The 22,446-nt window shown below is 65.0% G+C and carries 24 protein-coding genes; 9 read left to right on the top strand and 15 right to left on the bottom strand.

What is annotated here, in order from left to right:
* The first annotated feature begins 169 nt into the window (after positions 1-169).
* Positions 170-808, top strand: coding sequence for a LysE family translocator (locus ACUDP5_RS03140; RefSeq protein WP_445658139.1), 639 nt, complete (start codon positions 170-172; stop codon positions 806-808).
* A 69-nt stretch (positions 809-877) separates the two neighbouring features.
* On the opposite strand, the gene ACUDP5_RS03135 is transcribed toward ACUDP5_RS03140, so the two are convergent.
* Positions 878-1,534 (bottom strand): YbhB/YbcL family Raf kinase inhibitor-like protein, encoded by a 657-nt coding sequence (locus ACUDP5_RS03135; RefSeq protein ID WP_263914319.1) that lies wholly within the window; start codon positions 1,532-1,534, stop codon positions 878-880.
* A gap of 96 nt (positions 1,535-1,630) precedes the next feature.
* Positions 1,631-2,860 carry a tyrosine--tRNA ligase gene (gene tyrS, locus ACUDP5_RS03130; protein WP_445658138.1) on the bottom strand — a complete coding sequence of 410 codons (1,230 nt, stop codon included), beginning with the start codon at positions 2,858-2,860 and terminating at the stop codon, positions 1,631-1,633.
* A gap of 260 nt (positions 2,861-3,120) precedes the next feature.
* Between tyrS and ACUDP5_RS03125 the strand changes: the two genes are divergently transcribed.
* Both ACUDP5_RS03125 and ACUDP5_RS03120 read left to right on the top strand, forming a co-directional pair.
* Positions 3,121-4,530 (top strand): M23 family metallopeptidase, encoded by a 1,410-nt coding sequence (locus tag ACUDP5_RS03125; RefSeq protein ID WP_175193380.1) that lies wholly within the window; start codon positions 3,121-3,123, stop codon positions 4,528-4,530.
* Between the two features lie 82 nt (positions 4,531-4,612).
* A complete protein-coding gene (locus ACUDP5_RS03120) occupies positions 4,613-5,731 on the top strand; it encodes an anhydro-N-acetylmuramic acid kinase (RefSeq protein ID WP_445658137.1) in 1,119 nt (372 codons plus the stop codon).
* A gap of 201 nt (positions 5,732-5,932) precedes the next feature.
* Here the strand turns inward: ACUDP5_RS03120 and erpA are convergent, their stop codons facing one another.
* From erpA to pmbA, 13 genes are all read right to left on the bottom strand, one after another.
* Complete coding sequence (erpA, locus tag ACUDP5_RS03115; protein ID WP_006388644.1) at positions 5,933-6,304, bottom strand: iron-sulfur cluster insertion protein ErpA; 372 nt, start codon at positions 6,302-6,304, stop codon at positions 5,933-5,935.
* Positions 6,305-6,390: 86 nt separating this feature from the next.
* A complete protein-coding gene (locus tag ACUDP5_RS03110; protein WP_445658136.1) occupies positions 6,391-7,137 on the bottom strand; it encodes a DUF6776 family protein in 747 nt (248 codons plus the stop codon).
* Between the two features lie 40 nt (positions 7,138-7,177).
* Complete coding sequence (argC, locus tag ACUDP5_RS03105) at positions 7,178-8,242, bottom strand: N-acetyl-gamma-glutamyl-phosphate reductase (RefSeq protein WP_263914322.1); 1,065 nt, start codon at positions 8,240-8,242, stop codon at positions 7,178-7,180.
* Between the two features lie 170 nt (positions 8,243-8,412).
* A complete protein-coding gene (locus ACUDP5_RS03100; RefSeq protein ID WP_263914323.1) occupies positions 8,413-8,625 on the bottom strand; it encodes a hypothetical protein in 213 nt (70 codons plus the stop codon).
* Between the two features lie 268 nt (positions 8,626-8,893).
* The gene (rpsI, locus tag ACUDP5_RS03095; protein WP_006388641.1) at positions 8,894-9,286 is read right to left on the bottom strand and encodes a 30S ribosomal protein S9; all 393 of its coding nucleotides are present in this window, start codon (positions 9,284-9,286) and stop codon (positions 8,894-8,896) included.
* 9 nt (positions 9,287-9,295) lie between these two features.
* Entirely contained in the window at positions 9,296-9,724 is a 429-nt protein-coding gene (gene rplM / locus ACUDP5_RS03090; RefSeq protein WP_006217309.1) for a 50S ribosomal protein L13, read from the bottom strand.
* A 323-nt stretch (positions 9,725-10,047) separates the two neighbouring features.
* Positions 10,048-10,761: an ABC transporter ATP-binding protein gene (locus ACUDP5_RS03085; protein ID WP_025137591.1), complete on the bottom strand. Its 714-nt coding sequence runs from the start codon at positions 10,759-10,761 to the stop codon at positions 10,048-10,050.
* Positions 10,758-11,546, bottom strand: a complete 789-nt coding sequence (locus ACUDP5_RS03080) for an ABC transporter ATP-binding protein (protein ID WP_263914325.1) — start codon at positions 11,544-11,546, stop codon at positions 10,758-10,760. The genes ACUDP5_RS03085 and ACUDP5_RS03080 overlap by 4 nt, the downstream gene beginning before the upstream one ends.
* Positions 11,539-12,414 (bottom strand): branched-chain amino acid ABC transporter permease, encoded by an 876-nt coding sequence (locus tag ACUDP5_RS03075; protein ID WP_175193386.1) that lies wholly within the window; start codon positions 12,412-12,414, stop codon positions 11,539-11,541. The genes ACUDP5_RS03080 and ACUDP5_RS03075 overlap by 8 nt, the downstream gene beginning before the upstream one ends.
* A gap of 3 nt (positions 12,415-12,417) precedes the next feature.
* On the bottom strand, positions 12,418-13,299 hold the full coding sequence (locus tag ACUDP5_RS03070) for a branched-chain amino acid ABC transporter permease (RefSeq protein ID WP_025137594.1): 882 nt from the start codon (positions 13,297-13,299) through the stop codon (positions 12,418-12,420).
* Between the two features lie 84 nt (positions 13,300-13,383).
* The gene (locus tag ACUDP5_RS03065; protein ID WP_263914326.1) at positions 13,384-14,538 is read right to left on the bottom strand and encodes an ABC transporter substrate-binding protein; all 1,155 of its coding nucleotides are present in this window, start codon (positions 14,536-14,538) and stop codon (positions 13,384-13,386) included.
* 266 nt (positions 14,539-14,804) lie between these two features.
* The gene (locus ACUDP5_RS03060; protein ID WP_445658135.1) at positions 14,805-15,902 is read right to left on the bottom strand and encodes a twin-arginine translocation signal domain-containing protein; all 1,098 of its coding nucleotides are present in this window, start codon (positions 15,900-15,902) and stop codon (positions 14,805-14,807) included.
* A 186-nt stretch (positions 15,903-16,088) separates the two neighbouring features.
* Complete coding sequence (gene pmbA, locus ACUDP5_RS03055; protein ID WP_263914328.1) at positions 16,089-17,453, bottom strand: metalloprotease PmbA; 1,365 nt, start codon at positions 17,451-17,453, stop codon at positions 16,089-16,091.
* A gap of 58 nt (positions 17,454-17,511) precedes the next feature.
* Here pmbA and yjgA point away from each other — a divergent pair, with 58 nt between their 5' ends.
* The 6 genes from yjgA (at position 17,512) to ACUDP5_RS03025 (ending at position 22,438) form a co-directional block, all read left to right on the top strand.
* Positions 17,512-18,063, top strand: coding sequence for a ribosome biogenesis factor YjgA (yjgA, locus tag ACUDP5_RS03050; protein WP_445658134.1), 552 nt, complete (start codon positions 17,512-17,514; stop codon positions 18,061-18,063).
* Between the two features lie 16 nt (positions 18,064-18,079).
* On the top strand, positions 18,080-18,763 hold the full coding sequence (locus ACUDP5_RS03045) for an alpha/beta hydrolase (protein ID WP_263914332.1): 684 nt from the start codon (positions 18,080-18,082) through the stop codon (positions 18,761-18,763).
* 304 nt (positions 18,764-19,067) lie between these two features.
* On the top strand, positions 19,068-20,084 hold the full coding sequence (locus ACUDP5_RS03040; RefSeq protein ID WP_445658133.1) for an ABC transporter substrate-binding protein: 1,017 nt from the start codon (positions 19,068-19,070) through the stop codon (positions 20,082-20,084).
* Entirely contained in the window at positions 20,084-20,896 is an 813-nt protein-coding gene (locus ACUDP5_RS03035) for an ABC transporter ATP-binding protein (protein WP_263914335.1), read from the top strand. The genes ACUDP5_RS03040 and ACUDP5_RS03035 overlap by 1 nt, the downstream gene beginning before the upstream one ends.
* Before the next feature lie 3 nt (positions 20,897-20,899).
* Complete coding sequence (locus ACUDP5_RS03030) at positions 20,900-21,736, top strand: ABC transporter permease (RefSeq protein WP_445658132.1); 837 nt, start codon at positions 20,900-20,902, stop codon at positions 21,734-21,736.
* 9 nt (positions 21,737-21,745) lie between these two features.
* Positions 21,746-22,438 carry an isochorismatase family protein gene (locus tag ACUDP5_RS03025; protein WP_445658131.1) on the top strand — a complete coding sequence of 231 codons (693 nt, stop codon included), beginning with the start codon at positions 21,746-21,748 and terminating at the stop codon, positions 22,436-22,438.
* The last annotated feature ends 8 nt before the right edge of the window (positions 22,439-22,446 follow it).

The following is a 22,446-nucleotide window of genomic DNA, read 5'->3' as shown; positions in this document are numbered from 1 at the left end:
CTGCGCCCGGGCGGGTAAACCCGGATAATGACGAATAGTTTACCGCGTCACGCCAATTCCCTTGTCGCCAAAATGCCCCGAATGACGGCAAAATTCCCGGCAAGGGCGCGAAATTCCGGCCATTCCCCCGCCGCCGGAAAACGGGCTCAACCCGACTTGAGAACCTTTCATGCAAACCCAGACCTTGATCGCCTACACCCTGGTCGCCGCCGTCAGCGTCGTCACCCCCGGCCCCGCCAGCATCCTGGCCATGCGCAACGGCGCGGCCGGCGGCCTGCGCGCCGTGCTGCCGTCGTCGCTGGGCAATGTCACCGGCCTGTTCCTGCTGTCGGCCGCCGCCATGCTGGGCCTGGGCGTGGTGCTGCAATCGTCGGCGCTGCTGTTCGCGGCGCTCAAGATCGCCGGCGCCGCCTACCTGATCTACCTGGGCCTGCGGCACCTGCTGGGCAAAAGCAGCGTGGCCGCACCGCCACCCGACACCCAGGGGCGCGCACCTCGCGGCGCCTGGGCGCTCTACCTGGAAGCCACCTTCGTGGCAGGCCTGAATCCCAAGCCCATCCTGTTCTTCACGGCGCTGTTCCCGCAATTCCTGAACGCCGCCGAACCGCTGCTGCCGCAGTTCTTCATCCTGACCGGCATCTTCATGGGCATGTCGCTGCCCTCGCTGCTGGCCTACGGCCTCCTGGCGCGGCGCGCCCGGCGCCTCTTCCAGCAACCGCGCGCCGTGCTGTGGATCAACCGCGCGGTGGGATCGGTGTTCGTCGCCTTCGGCGTGGCGTTGCTGCGCCTGAAACGCGCGACCGGCTGATGGACACGCCTGCCGTCACCCAATAAAAAGGGCCGCATCAAAGCGGCCCTTTTTCACGCCCGGCGACGATCAGGACGCCGACGTCGCACCGATCTGCTTGGGTGCCAGCTTCGGATTGAGCGTGTAGGTACCCGTCACCGACGCCTGGGCCAGCACGTGCTTCTGCAGGGCCCGCAGCGCATCTTCACCCGTGAAGGCGCCCTGCAGGTTCAGCGTATGCACGTCCAGCGCGTACAGCGTGAACACGTAGCGGTGCACCAGCGCGTCGTTCCAGGGCGGGCACGGGCCGTCGTAGCCGAAATAGTCGCCGCTCATGTCGTGGTCGTTGGCGAACCAGGACGAATACGAGTTGATGCCCTGGCGGGCATCCAGCGGCGCCAGCGGGCCGCCCTTGCCACGCGGCGTGATGCCGTTGGAAAAGGTGCCCTCTTCGATTTCGCGCATGTCGGCGGACAGGTCCACCAGCACCCAGTGGAAGAAATCCACCCGCGGCAGGTCGGCCGGCACCTCGCGGCCTTCCTGGTTGACGTCGTCGGGCTTGGACGGCACGTCCGGATCGTGGCAGATCAGGGCGAACGACTGCGTCCCCGCCGGGACGTCGTCCCAGGAAAACTGCGGGTTGTAGTTGTCTGCCAGCGCGACGTGCGATTGCGCATCGATCTTGCCGAAGGCATAGCGCTCCGGAATCGACTCGTTATCGGAAAAAGACAAACTCGAGAGTTTCATGTCGTGCTCCTTGAAGTGCCGCAAAGGCGTCCCTGCCCCTGACCATGCCTCCAGCGTATCAAAAACTTTGCGATGATGGGTTCACAAAACTCGCAATCATGCATTCACGGTTACACGCGCGAATTTGCGCTTGCCCACCTGCACCACGTAGGTGCCCGCCGGCAGCTGCAACGATTTGTCTTCCACCCGGTCGCCATTGACCCGCACGCCGCCTTGTTCGACGTTGCGCTGGGCTTCCGACCCGGACGCCACCAGGCCGGCCTCGCGCAGCAGCTTCAGGATGCCGACCGGCGCGCCGCCCAGGGTCACCTCGGGCATGTCTTCCGGAATGGCGCCGTCGCGGAACCGCGCCTCGAACGACGCCAGGGCGTCTTCGGCCGCCTTGGCCGAATGGAAGCGCGTGATGATTTCCTGGGCCAGCATGACCTTGGCGTCGCGCGGATTGCGGCCTTCGTCGATCGACTGCCTGAGCGCCGCAATGTCTTCCAGCGACCGGAACGACAGCAGCTCGAAATAGCGCCACATCAGCGTGTCGGAAATCGACATCAGCTTGCCGAACATCGAGTCCGGCGCCTCCGAGATGCCAATGTAGTTGCCCTTGGACTTGGACATCTTCTCGACGCCGTCGGTGCCCACCAGCAACGGCATCGTCAGGATGCACTGCGGCTCTTGCCCATATTCCTTCTGCAGCTCGCGGCCGACCAGCAGGTTGAACTTCTGATCGGTGCCCCCCAGCTCCAGATCGGACTTCAGCGCCACCGAGTCATAGCCCTGCATCAGCGGATACAGGAATTCGTGCACCGAGATCGGGATGCCGCCCTTGAAACGCTTGGTGAAGTCCTCGCGCTCCATCATGCGGGCCACCGTATAGCGCGAGGCCAGCTGGATCATGCCGCGCGCGCCCAGCGGATCGCACCACTCGGAGTTGTAACGGATCTCGGTACGGGCCGGGTCCAGCACCAGGCTGGCCTGCGCATAGTAGGTCTTGGCGTTGGCCTCGATCTGCTCGCGGGTCAGGGGCGGACGGGTGCTGTTGCGGCCGCTGGGATCGCCGATGGTCGAGGTGAAGTCCCCGATCAGGAAGATGACCTCGTGACCCAGGTCCTGCAACTGGCGCATCTTGTTGAGCACCACGGTGTGGCCCAGGTGGATGTCCGGTGCCGTCGGATCCAGCCCCAGCTTGATGCGCAGCGGCACGCCGGTGGCGCGGCTTCGGGCCAGCTTGCGGGCGAATTCGGATTCGACCAGCAGCTCATCGCATCCGCGTTTGGCAATACGCAGATCGGCTTCGACTTCAGGGGTAATGGGGGCTTCGGAGGGAGACATTTTTGGGGCGCCGCGACGGCTTCAGCCGATAAAAAGGTGTAAAAAGTGACGAAAACTATCGAAAATTCTAGCCGAATCAGCTAGGATACCGCCCTAATCATACGCAACTGTCATATATACGCAGTTGTGCTCCGGTCTACCACCCGTTTGTTCACAAGTTGCGCCCCGCGCCAGCCCTTGCCCCGGAAACCCGTGGCGCGCGAGGGCCGTTCGTGTCACGCACCCTGCGAGCTCAAGCCACCTGAGAGGGTATCTTCACGATGAATCGTGGCCTCCACGACCTGGCGAGTAGCATCAAGCGCAAAGTTGCTGCCGTGTTTGCGCCCGTCGAGCCCAAGCCCCACCGCTCGGGACTTTTCCGCCGCACTCTCCTTGTCACCGCCATCGGCCTGTTTGCCGGCGCCGCCGCCCTGGGCATGGTGCAGCAACCCGACCGCAGCGAAATCCCCCCGTCCCGCATCATCCAGAGCGTTCTGCCGCTGACCACCGAACAGGTCGAAGTCAGCACGCCCAGCGCCGCGCCGTACATCAGCGAAACCCGCATCCGTGCGGGTGACACGCTGGCCGCCGTGCTGCAACGCCTGGAACTCGATTCGCCCGATCTACAAACCTTCCTGACCCACGACGCCAGCGCGCGCAGCATCTACAAGCTGTACCCGGGCCGTTCCGTGCAGGCCGCGACCGACGCGGAAGGCAACCTGATCTGGCTGCGCTACATCCACACCCCCGGCAACGAGGCTGACGGCCAGGTCGTCACCCGCATGCTGCACGTGGCGCGCACCGGCGACGGCTACAAGGCCGAAGAAATCACCGAGAACACCGATCGCCAGACCCGCGTCGCCGTGGGCACGATCCGTTCGTCGCTGTTCGGCGCCACCGATGCCGCCGGCATCCCGGATTCGGTCACCATGCAGATGGCCGACATCCTCAGTTCCAAGATCGACTTCCTGCGCGACCTGCGCCAGGGCGACCAGTTCCGCGTGGTCTACGAAGTGCGCTCGCACGACGGCCGCTACGCCGGCGCCGGCCGCGTGCTGGCTCTGGAATTCATCAACGGCGGCAAGACCCACACCGCCGTCTGGTTCAGCGCCGACAACAAGACCGGCTCGTACTACGACTTCGACGGCACCAGCCTGCGCGGCGCGTTCCTGCGCACCGCCCTGAAGTTCAGCCGCATCAGCTCCACCTTTGGCATGCGCATGCACCCCATCCACAAGACGTGGACGGGACACAAGGGCGTGGACTACGCGGCCCCCTCGGGCACGCCGATCCACTCCACGGCCGACGGCACGGTGGAATTCTCCGGCTGGCAGAACGGCTACGGCAACGTGGTCATCGTCAAGCACTACGGCAAGTATTCGACGCTGTACGCGCACCAGAGCCGCATCGCCGAGGGCATCACCAAGGGCGCCAAGATCTCCCAGGGCCAGTTGCTGGGTTACGTTGGCGCCACCGGCTGGGCCACCGGCCCGCACCTGCACTACGAATTCCGCGTCGACAACCAGCCCATCGACCCGTTGTCGGTGGACCTGCCGGTCGCCCGCGCCCTCGAGCCTGCCGAAATCCGCGCGTTCAACCAGGCCGTGGGCCCGTACAAGCAGCAGATCCAGCTGCTGACCGAGTTCCAGCAGACCCTGCCCGACGCGCTGACGAACGTGGCCAGCCGCTAGGCAGCCCCGTCCGCATGACGCACCCGCAAGGCGGCCCGCGCATCTCGATGCCGGGCCGTTTTTTACTCAGGCGGACCTAATCATGACTGCTTCCACAAACACCCAGCTCTACATCGGATTGATGTCTGGCACCAGTGTCGATGGTGTCGATGGCGTGCTGGTTCGCCTGCCCGACGGCCAGCCGCCGCACGTGCTGGCCAGCGTCAGCCTGCCCATGCCTGCCGCCCTGCGCGCCGAACTGCTGGCACTGAACCTGCCCGGCGACGACGAGCTGGCCCGCGCCGCGCTGGCCGCCAACGCACTGGCGCGCCTGTACGCGCAGGCCGTGACCGACCTGCTCGCGCAATCCGGCTTGCAAGCACAGGACATCGCCGCCATCGGCGCCCATGGACAGACCGTGCGCCACCGGCCCGACAGCGGCTATACGCTGCAGTTGAACGCGCCCGCCCTTCTGTCCGAACTGACCGGCATCGACGTGATCGCGGACTTTCGCAGCCGCGACGTGGCCGCCGGCGGCCAGGGCGCGCCACTGGTGCCGCCATTCCACGCGGCCGTCTTCGGCGCCACGCAGGGCCGCGCGGTGCTGAACCTGGGCGGCATCGCCAACGTGACCCTGCTGAACCCGGGCCAGCCGCCCCGTGGCTTCGATACCGGGCCCGCCAACGTGTTCCTGGATGCCTGGTGCCAGCGCCACCTGGGCCAGGCCTACGACAAGGACGGCCGCTGGGCCGCCACGGGCCAGGTGCTGGCGCCCTTGCTTGAACAATTGATCGCCAGCGAACCCTGGTTCGCCTTGCCGCCGCCCAAATCGACGGGCCGCGACCTCTTCAATCTACGTTGGCTGGACGACAGGCTGGCCGCCTATGACGGCCCTGCCCCCGCTGCGCAAGACGTGCAGGCGACGCTGCAACGGCTGACGGCTCGCACGGTCGCCAATGCCATCGATGCGGCCGCGGCCGATACCCGCGAGGTCTACGTCTGCGGCGGCGGCGCGCACAACACCGGCTTGATGCGTGAGTTGGCGTATTGCCTGCAACGCCCGGTGCAAGCGACCGACGCCCTGGGCGTGCCGGCGCAGCAGGTCGAGGCGCTGGCCTTTGCCTGGCTGGCGCAGGCGTTCCTGATGGGCAAGCCGGCTGGCGTGCCCGAGGTCACGGGCGCACGCGGTCCGCGCCGCCTGGGCGCGCTGTACCCGGCCTGACGGCCCGGGCGCGCAGCGCGCAAGCGAACGGGCCAGGGCGGCAACCCAAGGCCTGGGATTGCCCCACCTGGAAAATCGGCCCAAACCAATTGCCCAAACAAAAAGCCCTTCGGTATGCCGAAGGGCTTTTTTATCGCACGAGCACAAGCACCCGGCATCGCGGCGGCCCGACAGCGCGGGCCCGACGCCATCGCTACCGGCTTACACCGAGAACGACGAACCGCAGCCGCAGGTGGTGCTGGCGTTGGGATTGCGGATGACGAACTGGGCGCCTTCCAGGTCTTCCTTGTAGTCGATCTCGGCGCCCACCAGGTACTGGAAGCTCATCGGGTCGACCAGCAATTGCACGCCAGCCTTGTCCAGCACGGTGTCGTCTTCGTTGACGACTTCGTCAAACGTGAAACCGTACTGGAAACCCGAACAGCCCCCGCCCTGCACGAAGACGCGCAGCTTCAATTCGGGGTTGCCTTCTTCGGCCAGCAGGTCCTTCACCTTGGCGGCAGCCGAGTCGGTGAACACCAGGGGAGCAGGCGGGGCGGCCTGCAGGTCGACGGTTTCGGTCACTGCATTCATGATTCACTCCTGGCCGGTTCGGCCGTATTCCGGTGAGCGGCCTCGCCGCTCGTATACATCCACTATAGCGCAGCCGTTGCCCAGACTCAAAGTTCAAGCTTGACACTGCGCGAGGCGCGGACGGTGTCGCCTTCAAGGACGCTGATGGTCACGCTTTCGGGGACAAATCCCTCGGGCACGGCCAGCATTCCCTGGCTGCGCTGGTATTGGTCGAACTGCAGCGCCAGGGACGCTGCCGTGGTGGTTTCGCCGGTGGCGGGCACGGGGCCGCTTTCGGCCTTGACCTGCATCGGGGACAGATCCACCGTGACGGTTTCGCCCTTGAGCGTACCCGTTGCCTGGAAGCGGAGCGTGCCGGCAAACGCAGCCGCGCCATTGCGACCGCTGCGCATCAGCAGCACCTTGTAGCGCAGGCCGGCGCCATCGCGCTCGATCTGGGCGCCGCGGATATCCACCGAACCCTCGGGGCCCGGGGGCAGCAATTGCTCGTAGAAAGCCAGCTGGTCGCGCACCCGGCCGACTTCGGCCTGAGCAGCGTGCAGCTGGGTTTCGAGTTCCTGGCGGGCGGACCGCTCGATGACCAGTTCGCCGTCGGCGGTGTCGAGCTGGCCACGGATGTAGCGCAATTGCACCGCCTGCTGGCGCATGGCCTCGTCGCGCGCCTCGACCTGCTCGGCGCTGAGCACCACCGCGTCCTTGGGCTGGTACAGGCCGCGGGCGTAGAAGTAGCCAGCCACCACGCCCAGCACGACGCCCGCCACCATGCCGGCCGCGACGCGCAGGCCGGAACCGGCACGGGAAGATCTAGGGGGTGCGGACGTTTCGTGGGACATGAGGAGCGGGCCGGCGGCTAGCCGCCGGCCCGGCAAGGCATCACGGCAGGATCGCGACCTGGTCCAGGCCCGTGGTTTCGGCGATGCCGAACATCAGGTTCATGTTCTGCACGGCCTGGCCGGCCGCGCCCTTCACGAGGTTGTCCTGCACGACCATGATGATGAGCTGGTCGCCGCCGCCCGGGCGCGACAGGGCAATGCGCAGGTTGTTCGAGGCACGCACCGACCGCGTTTCAGGCAGGCTGCCGGCCGGCATGACGTCAACGAAGGCTTCGTCGGCGTAGCGCGCTTCGAACAGTGCCTGGAAGTCGGTATCGCGGGCCTCCGGCAGGATGCGGGCGTAGATGGTCGAGAACATGCCGCGGATCATCGGCACCAGGTGCGGCACAAAGGTCAGGCCAACCTTGCCGCCCGAGATTTTCTCGAGCTGGGCAACGATTTCGGGGTGGTGGCGATGGCCGGCCACGCCATAGGCCTTGAAGTTGTCGGACGCTTCAGAGAACAGCGAGCTGACTTCAGCTTTGCGCCCGGCGCCCGAGACGCCCGACTTGCAGTCGGCGATCAGGGTTTGCGCATCGACCAGTTGCTTGCCGCCTTCGAGCAGCGGGGCGAGACCCAGCAGCACGGTGGTGGGGTAGCAGCCGGGGTTGCCGATGACGCGCGCCTTGGAGATGGCTTCGCGGTTCAGCTCGACCAGGCCGTACTGGGATTCGGCCAGGATGTCCGGGCAGGTGTGGGGAATCTTGTACCAGCGTTCGAACGTGGGGATGTCCTGCAGGCGGAAGTCGGCGGCCAGGTCGATGACGCGGGTGCCGGCGGCGATGAGTTCCTGCGCCTGGGCCATGGCCACGCCGTGGGGCGTGGCGAAGAACACCACGTCGCAGTCGGTCAGCGTGGCTTTTTCAGGCGCGGAAAACGCGATCTTCACGCGGCCGCGCAGGTTCGGATACATGTCGGCCACCGGCAGCCCGTCTTCCTTGCGGGAGGTGATGGCGGTCAGTTCCACGTCGGGATGTTGCGACAAGAGACGCAGCAGTTCGACGCCGGTATAACCGGTGCCGCCGACGATGCCAACCTTGATACGGGTGTTCGATGCTTGGGCCATGATAGGTATGAACTCTTCGTAGAACGAAAATGGATTGTATCGCTCGGAGAATACTAGACTGCGTCGGGGCCTCGTGAGACAACGCAATCGCCAAGTAACGTCCGACCGTGCGAAGAACGCGGAGTTCCGCGCTCGAATAATCGGGACCCGTGGGCCCCCGTGCTGCCTGATCACGCCGAAATGGCAGATAGGACTCTCAACTCTTCCATCAGGCCCGGTCTGGACCGGTACAACACCTTGCCCTGGATATCCAGGACGACGGACTTGCTCAGGTCTGTCGTGTTGAGCGCCGTACTGCCCTCCATCCGGCGCAGGGCGTCGCCTTGCTGTTGACGAACGTGGATCGTGCGGGAAGCGACGCTGTACGCCCGCAGCAGTCGCATACGCCAACCAGGATATTCCTTGCCAACCCGGAGCCATCGCTAAACGGCACATCGCGGTACAGAAATGTTGTCGTCACCAGTGCGATGCAACCATGGCAGACCACACTACCCCTAGCGCCTCCCCAAAGATTTTCATGACGCTCTCAACGATGATCGCTGATGAACATCGTATAAATCTAAGCGCGAAAGCGTCAACGGCGTAGTTGCCGCAGAATGAAATTGCCGGATAAAAAAAAGCCCGCTCGAAAGCGGGCTTTTTTCGCAGCGATTAACGCTTGCTGAACTGCTTGCGACGACGTGCCTTGCGGAAGCCGACCTTCTTGCGTTCGACTTCGCGGGCATCGCGGGTCACAAAACCAGCTTGCGACAGTGCGGGCTTCAGGGTCGCGTCGTAGTCGATCAGGGCACGCGTGATGCCGTGACGAACTGCGCCGGCCTGGCCGGTTTCACCGCCGCCGTGCACGTTGACCTTGATGTCGAACGATTCCAGGTGGCCGGTCAGTTCCAGCGGCTGGCGCACGACCATGCGGCCGGTTTCACGAGCGAAGAACTCGTCGACGGGCTTGCCGTTGACGACGATCTTGCCGGTGCCCTTCTTGATGAAAACGCGAGCCACCGAAGTTTTGCGACGGCCGGTTCCGTAATTCCAGTTACCGATCATGGCGTTTCCTTAGATATCCAGCGTCTTGGGCTGCTGGGCGGTGTGCGGGTGCTCGGCACCAGCATAGACCTTCAGCTTCTTGATCATGGCGTAGCCCAGAGGACCCTTGGGCAGCATGCCCTTGACGGCCTTCTGAATGGCGCGACCGGGAAAACGCTCTTGCATTTTCTCGAAGTTCGTTTCGCGGATACCGCCCGGGTACGTGGTGTGGCGGAAGTACTTCTTGTCCTTCGCCTTGGTACCGGTAACGACGATATCGGAAGCGTTGATGATGACGATGTAATCGCCCGTATCAACGTGCGGCGTGAATTCAGGTTTGTGCTTGCCACGCAGACGACGTGCGACTTCGCTGGCCACACGACCGAGGACTTTGCCCTTGGCGTCGATCACAAACCAGTCACGTTGGACTTCATGCGGCTTGGCCACAAAGGTCTTCATGATGGTTCCTAGATAAAAATGGTATCTGGCAGGACTATCCAGCCAGGCTTTTTTCCCCAACTAGGCCGCAAAAAATCCGAGTCGAACCCGAACTTGTCGCACCCATATCGACGTCCCGCCTAAGCGTTATTACCCGCCCGTGCAATGGTCAAAATGAGGGAAAGCCTGAAATTCTACCACGGATGCTCAAAAAGTGGGCACGTGGCCAGTGATCCAGGCTGGGAGACGCCCGCGCCCCAGGGAACGGCTGTTGCGTAAATAAAAAGGGACACGAGAGGAGCCATGGCGGCCCCGTCTCATGCCCCCTTTTCCCGAGGCCCGGGTCAGGCGCCCAGGTAGGCTTCCAGGACGCGCGGGTGACCGAGCAGGCCGCGGCCGGTGCCGGCCAGCGCCATGGCACCGTTTTCCAGTACGTAACCGTGCTGGGCGATCTTCAGCGCCTGGCGCACGTTCTGTTCGACCAGGAACAGGGTCAGGCCGTCGGCATTGATGGCGCGCAGCGAGCGGAAGATTTCCTGCACCACGATGGGCGCCAGGCCCATCGACGGCTCGTCCAGCAGCAACAGGCGTGGCTTGGCCATCAAGGCCCGGCCGATCGCCAGCATCTGCTGTTCGCCGCCTGACAGGTTGCCGGCGATGCCGGTGATGCGTTCTTTCAGGCGCGGGAACAGGTTGAACACGTATTCCAGATCGTTGCCGACGTTCTTCAAGCCGCGGCGGTAGGCGCCCAGCTCGAGGTTTTCCAGCACGGTCATGGTGGTGAGGATGGCCCGGCCTTCGGGCACCTGGACGATACCGCGTGCAACCAGTTGGTGCGGCGCCAGGTTGGTGATGTCTTCGCCTTCGAAGAGGATCTTGCCGCGCGCCTTGGGCAACAGGCCCGACAACGCCAGCAGCGTGGTCGACTTGCCGGCGCCGTTGGCGCCGACCAGGGCGGTGATTTCCTTGGCTTCCAGGTCCAGGTCGATGCCGCGGACAGCTTCGATGTGGCCGTAGTTGACCTCGAGTCCGCGGACTTCCAGCATGGCGCTGCTCATTTTGCGGCCTCCGCTTGTTCGGTGTCGTCTTCGTCTTCGCGGCCCAGGTAGGCCTCGATGACCTGCTCGTTGTTGCGGATCTCTTCAGGTCCGCCGCAGGCGATGATCTTGCCGAAGTTGAGCACCGCGATGCGCTCGCACAGCCCCATGACGAAGCGCATGTCGTGCTCGATCATGAGGATGGTGTAGCCGCGGTCGCGAATGGCCAGGATTTCGCGCATGAGCTCGGCGCGTTCGCCGGTGTTCATGCCCGCCACGGGTTCGTCCAGCAGGAGCAGCTTGGGCTCGGTGGCCAGCGCGCGCGCCAGCTCCAGGCGGCGCTGCTCGCCATAGGACAGGTTGTCGGCCAGGTCGTTGGCCTTGTGGTCCAGGCGCATCCAGGTCAGGAGCTCGTGGGCGCGCTCGCGGGCGCGCTTTTCGTGCTCGCGGAACCCCGGCAGGCCCAGCAGCAGGCTGGGGAAACCGTAGTTCATGTGGCGGTAGGCGCCCACCACCACGTTTTCCAGCAGCGTCATTTCCTTGAAAAGACGGATGTTCTGGAAGGTACGGGCGATGCCCATGCGGGTAATGGCATGCGGCTTCTTGTTCAGGACGCTTTCGCCGTTGAACGTGATGGTGCCGCCGCTGGGCGGCAGCAGCCCGGTAATCAGGTTGAACACCGTGGTCTTGCCGGCACCGTTCGGGCCGATCAGGCCGAAGATGGAGCCTTCGGGCACGGACAGGCTGACGTCATGCAGCACATGCAGGCCGCCAAAGCTCTTGGAGACGGAGGAAAGTTCAAGCATGGCGCTTGCCTCCTTGGCGGCCTTGACGCATCCAGCGCTTGAAGCGCGCCGGATCCCAGATGCCTTGCGGCAGGAACAACACAATCACCACCAGGATCACTCCGTTCGCGATCAGGCGCAGATCCGCAAAACCGCGCAGCAATTCGGGCAGCACGGTAATGATGAAGCTGCCCAGCACGGGACCGGCCAAACCGCCGATGCCGCCCAGGATCGCCATAGTCAGGATTTCAACGCCACGATCAAAGCCGTATTCGTTGGGGCCGATGAAGAAGGTCAGGTGCGCATTCAAGGCGCCAGCCAGGCCCGCGATCATCGCGCCGGCCACGAAGGCCAGCATCTTGTTGGCACGCACGTCGATGCCCATCAGGCCAGCCGCGGTTTCGTCGCCGCGAATGGCGTCGAACGAGCGTCCGATCTTGGAGGCGCGGACACGCCACAGCACGAACAGGACGATGACGACCGCCAGCACCACGTGCCACCACTGCGTCAGTTGCGGGATGCCATTAAGGCCCAGCGCGCCGCCGGTGAGGGACTCGGTGTTCAGGATGGTCACGCGCACGACTTCGCCAAAGCCCAGCGTGGCCATGGCCAGGTAGACCCCCGACAGGCGCAAGGTCGGCAGGCCGATCAGCGCCGCCACCAGGGCGGGCGCCGCCATGCCGCCGGCGATCGCGACCGGGAACGAGACGTCGTAGTTCATGGTGAGCAGCGCGGCGGTGTACGCCCCGATGCCCATGAAGGCGGCGTTGGCCATGGCCAGCATGCCGCAGGCCAGCGTCAGCCAGATGGAGAGGGCCAGCAAGGCGTTGGTGCCCAGCGTGAGCACCAGGTTGCCGTAGATGGCCCAGAAGTTTTCGAATCCGCTCATTCTTTAAGCCTTGCGTTGAACCACTTTGCCGAACAGACCTTGCGGGCGCACCAGCAGGATCAGGAACAGCAGGCCGAAAGCCACCGCATCGCGCATGGTGGAGCCGATGTAGGCCACCGACAGCACTTCCGCGAACCCCAGGAAGAGACCGCCCAGCATGGCGCCGCGAATGTCGCCCATGCCGCCCAGGATGATGACCGCGATGCCCTTGTGCAGCATCGGCTGGCCCATCAGCGGGAACAGCGCGTTCGAGTACAGGCCGATCAGTACGCCCGCGACGCCTCCCAGGGCGGCGGCGGCGAACGAGGTCGTGACGAACAGCTTTTCGACGTTGATCCCCAGCAGCCAGGCGGCCTTGGGCGATTCGGCGATGGCGCGCAGGGCGCGGCCGAACTGCGTGCGGCGCATGACGAACATCAGCACGGCCATCAGCGCGAACGACAGGAAGATGATGCCCAGTTCGATGACGGTCAGGTGCAACCCGGCGATTTCGATGACGTCTTCAGGCACGGTGCCGTGCGGGAAGCGCAGGTTGCTGGCGCCGAAGATGCTCTGGGCGCCGTTGTTCAGGATGATGCCCACGCCAATCGTGGCGATCATGGGAATCAAGTGGGGCGCGTTGCGCTTGCGCAGCGGCTTGAGCACCAGGTAGTCGATGATGACCCCGGTAAAGCCGGCCACGAAAAAGGCGACCATCAGCGCCGCCCACAGGGGCAGGCCGAATTGCTGGACGACGAACAGTGCCGCGTAGGCGCCAACCATGAACACGGCGCCATGCGCCAGGTTGATCACCCCGAGCACGCCGAAGATCAGCGTGAAGCCCAGCGCGAACAGTGCATACACACAGCCCAGCGACAAGGCATTGACGAATTGTTGTTCGAACATGATGGGACTTTCCAAATCAAAAGCGCCCTGCGGACGGCCGGGCCGTCCGCAAGGCGCATCCCCCCGCGCGGGGATGCGTAGCGCTTACTTCTCGATGACGTACTTGCCGTCTTTGGTCACGCTGACGATCGGCGCCTGGTCGGCGTCGTAGCCGGCGGGCTTGCCGGCACGGTCGGTGGCTTGACGGAACTTGAAGGCGCCGGTGGCGCCGGTCCACGTCACGGCGGGCAAGGCGTCGCGCAGGGCAGCGCGGTCCTTGGCGAGTTCGCCGGTGAGCTTGGTGTTCTTCAGACCCTGGGCCACGATGTACATGGCGTCGTAGGACTGGGCGGCGAACTGGTCGGGCGAGCCGTTGAACTTGGCCTTGTAGGCATCGATGAACTTGACGTTCTCGGGGGCCTTGTTCTCGATCGACCACGGGCTGCCGATCCAGAGATTGTTCGACGCGCCGCCGGGGGCCAGGTCGAAAATCTTGACCGAGTTCATGCCGTTGCCGCCGATGACGGGCACGTTGATGCCCAGCTGGCGAGCCTGCACCATGATCGGGGCGCCTTCGGCCAAGAGTGCGGACAGCACGATGGCGTCGGGGTTGGTGCCCTTGATCTTGGTCAGCTGGGCCTTGAAGTCGACGTCGCCCTTGGCGAAGGTTTCCGTGGTGGTGACCGGGATCTTCTGGTCTTCCAGGGCCTTCTTGAAGTTGTCGTAGCCGCTCTTGGTGAAGACGTCGTCGTTGCCGTAGAGCACCGCCACGTTCTTCAGGCCGGTCTTGGCCTTGACGGTGGAGATGGTGGCCGGCAGCACGTCGGCTTCGGTGACCGAGTTGCGGAACACGTAGTTGCCGATGGACGTGATGCCGTCAGCGGTGTTGGACGTGCCGAAGGCGACCGTCTTGGCAGCCTGGGCGATCGGGTCGGCGGCCTGGGCCGAGTTCGACAGCGTCGGGCCGAAGACCATCAGGACATTGTCCTTGAAGATCAGCTTCTTGAAGACGTTGATCGCTTCTTCTTTCTTGCCTTGTTCGTCCTCGACCACCAGCACGATCTTGTTGCCGTTGATCCCGCCCGCGGCGTTGATCTCGTCGGCGGCCAGCTGGAAGCCGTTGCGGATCGAGACACCGTACTGGGCGGCGCCGCCGGACAGGGCTTCAGCCACGCCCAGCTTGATGTCAGCCGCGTGCGCAGCCGGGACGATGCCGGCAGCGATCAGCGCGGCCAGCAGCTTCTTGGTCTTGGATTGCATGGTTGATACCACCTTAAAGTCTGTCTCGGAATGTTGGTTATCCGGGCTGGAGTGATCCCGCCGGATTGACGTCCAATGCCGCCTGAAGGCGTCATGTTTGCGCGTCAAGACCCGGGATATTACTCCTTTGTATCAGGCGGAAACTCGAATGCCGTTCAACAAAAGGATCAAAACCGCCCACTTTTTTGTAAAAAAACCGGGGTAATCAGCGAAAACCCCACCTCCTGCCGAATGCCATTCGGCATCCGGATCCTGCCTTTCGGTGGCTAGCTGCGGGCGGACAACGCCACGCCCAGATACTGGTCATAGGCGCCTTCGGTCAGGCGGAACCACGGCATGCCGCTGTCGCGAAAGCCCATATAGCTGTCGTAGATGGCCTTGAACTTGGCGTCTTTGTCGTTCAATTCCTTGTAGACCTGCTGGGCGGCCTCGAAGGCGGCGTCCATGACCGAGCGGGGAAAGGCGCGCACCTGCGCACCGGCGGCCGCCAGCTGGGCCAGCGCGGCGGGGTTGCGCGCATCGAAGGCCGCCGTGGTCTTGACGTGCACGGCCAGGGCGGCGGCCTCGACCACCGCCTGGTAGGGCTTGGGCAGCTTGGCCCAGGCTTCTTCGTTGATATAGAGCGACAGCTGTTCGCTGGCGGCCCACCAGCTGGGGCCATAGTAGAACTTGCCGACCTTGTTCAGGCCCAGCTTGGCGTCCTCGACGGCCCCCGTGCCGGCAATGGCTTCCAGCCCGTCTTTCTCGACGGCCTCTGCCAGCTTGGCCAGGTCGGCCTGCTGCGGCGCCACGCCCAGGTGGGCCAGCACCTGGCCGGCCAGGCCGTCGACCCGCATCTTCAGGTCTTTCAGGTCGGTGACGCGCTTGATTTCACGCTTGGACCAGCCGCCCATCTGCGGACCGGTGTTGCCCAGCGGAAAGTTGACGATCTTCTGCGCCTTGAACAGCTCGCGCGTCAGGCGCAGACCGTCGCCCTCGAGCATCCAGGCGTTCATGCGGCTGGCATCCAGCCCGAACGGCACGGCCGAATCGAAGCAGAAGGCGGGATTCTTGGCGAAAAACAGGCTGGACGAGACGTGGGCGCATTCCACCTTGGCGGCGCCGACGGCGTCCATCAGGTCGGCCGCGGGCGCGATCTCGCCGTCGGCCTGCTGGCGGATGGTGAACTTGCCGCCGGTGGCGTCGGACACGAATTTGCAGAACGCCGCGCCGGCGCCGACCCGCAGGTCGAGCGCGCCCGGGAAGCCGGACGCCAGGCGCCAGCTGAGAGAGGGCGAGTCCTGCGCGAGGGCAGGCGCGCTGACCGCCGCGCCCGCTGCCACGGCGCCCAGGCCGGCCTGCTTCAAGAATGAACGTCGTTGCATCTCTTTGCTCCTCTGCCGCGATACTCGATTGAGCAATACCCGCCGGATATTACACGTTGGCATGAGCCTCGGCGGCTAGAGGAAATCCCCAGCGATCAAGGATTGCAAAGACGCAAACGGCGACGCCCGCCGGCCAGGGCCTTGAAGGACCCCGCCCCGGCGGGCGTCGCATGGCGTCGCGGCGGATCAGGTGCCGGCGATCGCCATTTGCTCGATCAGGATCGAGCCGGTGGTCTTGGTGCCGCGCGAGATGGTGTCCGCGCCCACCGCGACGATCTGGCGGAACATGTCCGCCAGGTTGCCGGCGATGGTGATTTCCTGCACCGCGTGCTGGATCTGGCCGTTTTCGACCCAGTAACCGAACGCGCCGCGGGAATAATCGCCGGTGACGTAGTTCACGCCCTGGCCGATGAGCTCGGTGACCAGGAAGCCGGTGCCCATCTTTTTGAGCATGGCTTCGAAGTCGTCGCCGCGGCGGGTGAGCGTGGACGAGAAGGTCAGGTTGTGCGAACCGCCGGCGTTGCCGGTGGTCTGCATGCCCAGCTTGCGGGCGGTGTACGAAGACAGGAAGTAGCCTTCGAGCACGCCCGCGGTGACCACGCTGCGCTTGCGGGTGCGCACGCCTTCGTCGTCGAACGGCGAGCTGCCCATGCCGCCGCGGATGTGCGGGTCTTCGGCCAGGTTGATGTGGTCCGGGAAAATGGGCTTGCCCAGGGCGTCGACCAGGAAACTGGCCTTGCGGTACAGCGCGCCGCCGTTGGCGGCCTGCGTCAGGGCGCCGACCAGGCCCAGGGCCAGCGGGGCCTCGAACAGCACCGGGAACTTGCCGGTACGGATGCGGCGGGCCGACAGTCGCGACAGGGTGCGTTCGGCGGCGTAGCGGCCCACGGCCTCGGGCGAGGCCATCTTGGCCGGATCGCGTTCGGACGTGTACCAGTAGTCGCGCTGCATGCCGTTGCCGCGGCCGGCGATGGGCGCCACCGACAGGCTGTGGCGCGAATACGGGTAGCCGCCCAGGAAGCCGCGGGTGTTGCCCATGACGAACTGGCCTTCGTAGGTACCCACCGTGGCGCCATCGGTATTGGTGATGCGCGCGTCCACCTCGCGGGCCGCGCGCTCGGCGCGCAGGGCCAGCTCGGCGGCTTCTTCGGTGGAGACCGTCCAGGCCCGGTGCAGGTCCAGGTCGGGGAATTCGGTGGCCAGCTGGTCGGCGTCGGGCAGGCCGGCGGCCGGATCGGCGGCGGTGTGGCGCGCGATGTGCCAGGCCGCCTCGACGGTCTGGCGCAGGGCCGCCTCAGAAAAGTCGGAGGTGGAGGCGGACCCGCGGCTCTGGCCGGCGTAGACCGTGAGGTCCAGCGAGCGGTCGCGGGTCTGTTCGACGGTTTCGATGTCGTTCTTGCGCACCGACACCGACAGGCCCAGGCTTTCAGAGACTTCGGCCGCGGCGTCCGAGGCGCCAATCTGGCGGGCGTACGCCAGGGTTTGCTCGACCAATTCGGAAAAACGCGCGTGATTGGCCGCCAGCGGCAAGGAGGAGGAGGATTTGACCATTGCTGTCCAATTTGCAGAGACGGTTATCATAGCCAAGTCTGTCATTGCGCAGTTTTCCATGAATTCCCATACCGAAGAAGAATCCGTCGACGAAGGCTACGACGAGAACGGCTACGACCGCCCCAGCAAGTCCCAGATCAAGCGTGAAATGCATGCGCTGCTGGACCTGGGCAAGCAGTTGATCGCCCTGTCTCCCGAACGCCTCAAGCAGTTGCCCCTGGCCGAACGCCTGTACGAGGCCATCCGCATGGCGCAGCGCACCACCGGCCGCGAAGGCCTGCGCCGCCAGGTGCACTTCGTGGGCAAGCTGATGCGCGACGCCCCCGCGGACGAAATCCGCGCCCAGCTCGATGTCTGGGAAAACGGCTCGCGCGAAGAAACCGCCGCCATGCACCGCCTGGAGACCCTGCGCGATCGCCTGCTGGACGACGACGACGCCCTGACCAAGCTGCTGCACGACAACCCGCAGGCCGATGTGCAGCAATTGCGCGCCCTGATCCGCGCCGCCCGCAAGGAAAAAGCGGCCAACGCCGCCCTGCTGCAAGGCCAGGACCCGCAAAAGAAGCACTACCGCGCGCTGTTCCAGGCGCTCAAGACCCTAACCCTCTGATTTCCCCCCGCCGTCCATGAACGCACCGACCGACCTGCTCGATTGCATCGAGATCGAAACCGCCCCCACTCCCACGCACGCCGTCATCTGGCTGCACGGCCTGGGCGCGGACGGCAACGATTTCGCGCCCATCGTGCCCGAACTGGACCTGCCGGCCGGCGCCGCGGTGCGCTTCGTGTTCCCGAACGCCCCGGTGCAGCGCGTCACCATCAACAACGGCATGGCGATGCGGTCGTGGTACGACATCCTGGTGATGGATCTGGTGCGGGTCGAAGACGCCAAGGGCATCCGCGCGTCCGAAGCCGCCATCAAGAAGCTCATCGCCCGCGAAAACGCGCGTGGCATTCCCACGTCGAACATCGTGCTGGCGGGGTTTTCGCAAGGCTGCGCCATGACCCTGCACACAGGCCTGCGCCTGCAGGAAAAGCTGGCCGGCATGATGGGGCTGTCGGGTTACCTGCCGCTGCTGGACACCGCCGAAGCCGAACGCGCCCCGGCCAACCAGCACACGCCCATTTTCCTGGCCCATGGCCAGTACGACCCGGTCGTGTCGCTGCCGCGCGCCCAGGCCTCGCTGGCCGAACTGCAGCGCCTGGGTTACGACGTACGCTGGCACACCTACCCGATGCCACATTCGGTCTGCGCTGAAGAAGTGGCGGACATCTCGCGCTTTCTGAACGACGTCCTCCTGGCCGGGTAACACCACGCGCCGCGGGCGATCCGCACGGGCCGCCCGACCGCCATCCCATCGGCGCCTCCCCCTTTCTGTATACCAAGTGGTATTCCAGCGCCGGTTCTTCGGAGGCTGACAGGCGCCCTCTCCTAGGGAAAAACGCCAATCCCAAAATCCTTGTCGCCCCTTGGTATTGAATATAGTATTCAAACCACGTCGTATCGGCCCGGGCGACGCAGGTTCGGGCTTCCCTGTTGTTGCAGTCGATCCATCCCATTGGCCGTGTCGCGCCGGGTTTTCGGCGAGGCATTCAGACGCAGGAGAAAGTCCCGTGAAGCCCTTGCCATTGCCCCGCCTGGCAGCCGCGGCGCTGCTTGCCGCGCTTGCACCCGCGCTCATCCCTTTCGCCGCCCACGGCGAAGCGCTCACCCCCCCTGTGAAGGTGCGCTACGAAGAGGTGGTGCGCTCCATTCTCTACGTGCCCAAATACGTGGCCCTGTCGCAGGGCTACTTCAAGGACGCCGGGCTGGACGTATCGATGAAGACCTCGCAGGGCACCGACAAGGGCATGACCGCCCTGCTGTCGGGCAGCGCCGACATCGTGCTGATCGGCCCCGAGGCGTCCATCTACGTGCAGAACAGCGAATCGCCGGTCAAGCCGAAGATCTTTGCCGGGCTGACGGCCACCGACGGCTTTTTCCTGCTGGCGCGCAAGCCGGTCGAGAAATTCGACTGGAGCATGCTCAAAGGCAAGGAGGTGATCGGCTTTCGGCCCGGGTCCAATCCCATCGTGTTCCTGGAAACCGCGCTGCGCAAGCACGGACTGGACCCGCAAAAGGACGTCAAGCTGCTGAACAATATCGGCATTCCGGCGCGGGCTGGGGCCTGGATGGCCGGCCAGGGCGAATACGGCATTTTCCTGGAGCCCGAGGCGGGCGAGCTGGTGCGCAACGGCAAGGGCTATATCGTGGCCTCGGTGGGCCATGAAGTGGGCCAGGTGGACTACACGGTATTCACCGCCACCGACAAATACATTCGCGACAACCCCAAGGTGATCCAGGCCTGGACCAACGTGGTGGCGCGGGCCGAGAAGTACGTGAAGGACACGCCGGCCGCCACGCTGGCGCCGCAGATCATGACGTATTTCCCCGGGATGGACGCCGCGGCCGTGACGGACGCGATCGACCGCTACAAGCAATACCAGATCTGGAAAACCTCGCCCCTGGTGACGGCCGACGCCATGAACCAGTTGCAGGACATGCTGATCGCCAGCGCGGTCATGAAGGAAAGCGGCCGCGTCAAATACGAAGACGTGGTGGTGGCTGACTTTGCCAAAAAGGCCCCGTGATGAGCGCCGTCGTCCATAACCTGAAACCTGAAGCGGCCACGGCGAAGATCGAGCTGCGCGATGTCTGTCTCAGCTATTTCACGCCGGAAGGCGAGACCGAGGCCCTGTCGCAGGTGTCGTTCGCGCTGGCGCCGGGTGAGTTCGTCAGCCTGATCGGGCAGAGCGGCTGCGGCAAGAGCACGCTGCTGTCGTTGATTGCCGGCCTGATCACGCCTACGTCCGGCGCCGTGATGATCGATGGCCAGGCGGTCACCGAGCCCAATCCGCGCATCGGCTACATGCTGCAGCAGGACTACCTGTTTGAATGGCGCACGATTCTGGACAACGTGATGCTGGGCGCCGAGATCCAGGGCCGGCGCGACGCCCGCAGCGAGGCGCGCGCCGTGCATCTGCTGGAAAAATGCGGGCTGGGCGCCTTTCTGACACACACGCCGCGCCAGCTGTCCGGCGGCATGCGCCAACGCGCCGCGCTGGCGCGCACGCTGGTCACCGAACCCGACGTGATCCTGCTGGACGAACCCTTTTCGGCGCTGGATTCGCAGACCCGGCTGGCCATCTCCGACGAGGTGGTCGACATCCTGCGGCGCGAAGGCAAGACCGTGGTGCTGGTGACGCACGACATCGGCGAGGCCATCGCAATGACCGACCGCGTGATCGTGCTGTCGCGCCGCCCCGGCCGCCTGAAGAGCCAGTACCGCATCCATTACGGCGACGGTGCACGCCCCACGCCGTTCCAGGCGCGCTCGCGGCCGGAATTCAATACCTATTTCAAGCAGCTCTGGGACGAGCTTGACGTCCACGTGGAGGGTTGAGCCGTGAATGCACCCATCGCCAACACCGTGCCGCTGCGCGCCGTGCCCGCGCCCAGCCAGAAATACCTGGACTATCTGCGGCGCGACCGCGCCCGCCGCCGCAACATCCGCCTGGCCCAGGTGCTGCTGCTGGTCGTGTTTCTATGCGCCTGGGAAATCCTGCCCCGGATGCACATCCTGAACCCGCTGTTGACCAGCTACCCCAGCGCGCTGTGGCCTACCTTCATCGAGCTGTGGACCAACGGCAACCTGGCGCACCACATCATGACCACGCTGTCGGCCACGCTGGTCGGCTTCACGCTCAGCATGGTGATCGGCATCGTGGTGGCTGCGGCGCTGTGGTGGTCGGACTTTCTGTACAAGGTGCTGGACCCGTTCCTGGTGGTGGCCAACGCCATGCCCAAGATCGCCTTCGTGCCCATCTTCTACCTCTGGCTGGGGTCCGACTACGCGGTATACGGCATGGCCGTCGCGATTGCCGTGTTCGTGACCATCATGGTGGTGTATGCGGGCTTTCGCGGCATCGACCTGAACAAGGTCAAGCTGGCGCGCACCTTCGGCGCCAGCCGCTGGCAGGTGCTGGTCAAGGTGGTGCTGCCCGGCAGCGTGCCCACGCTGATCGCCGCGGTGAAGATGAACATCGGCCTGGCGCTGGTGGGCGTCATCGTGGGCGAATTCCAGTCGGCCGATTCGGGCCTGGGCTTTCTCATCATGAACGGCAGCCAGGTCTTCAAGCTGAACATCGTCATGACCGCCATCACCATGCTGGCGCTGATTTCCAGCGTGATGTACCTGGTGGTGTACCGCATCGAAGCCGCGGTGGCGCGGCGCTACGGATAAGGAGCCGCCATGCAGATTCCGCAATGGGTCGAGGACCGCGTCATTGCCCGCCAGGGCTGCCTGCACCCCTATGACACGCTGCCCGGCGCACGCTGCGCCGTGGTGGTCATCGACATGCAGCAGTACTTCACCCTGCCCGGCTACCAGGGCGAATGCGCCGCCGCGCGCGGCATCATCGAACCCGTCAACCGCCTGTGCGACGCGGTGCGTGCGGCCGGCGGCACGGTGGTGTGGGTGCAGACCGCGTCCGACAACGCCGACGCCTTCTGGTCGCACCACCACGGCGTGATGCTGACGCCGGAGCGCAGCGCGCGGCGCCTGGAAACCCTGCGGCGCGACTCCCCCGGCTACGCGCTGCATCCGGACCTGCGGCCCGATGCCGGCGACCTGCGGGTGACCAAGCGCTTCTACAGCGCCATGGCGCCGGGTTCGTCCGAACTGGAGCCGCTGCTGCGCGGACGCGGCGTGGACACGTTGCTGATCGCCGGCACGGTCACCAACGTGTGCTGCGAGTCCACCGCCCGCGACGCGATGATGCGCGACTTTCGCACCATCATGGTCGACGACGCGCTGGCCGCGGTGACGCCGGCCGAGCACGAGCACGCGCTGCATGGCTGGCTGCTGTTCTTTGGCGACGTGCTGTCGGTGGACGAAACGGCAGCGCGACTGACCCCGGCGCAGGCGGCCCGCAAGACCGCCTGAATGCCCTG

Source organism: Achromobacter sp. NCFB-sbj8-Ac1-l (assembly GCF_052695805.1).
Note: the sequence above shows the minus strand (reverse complement) of the source record. Positions and strands in the feature narration are given on the sequence as shown.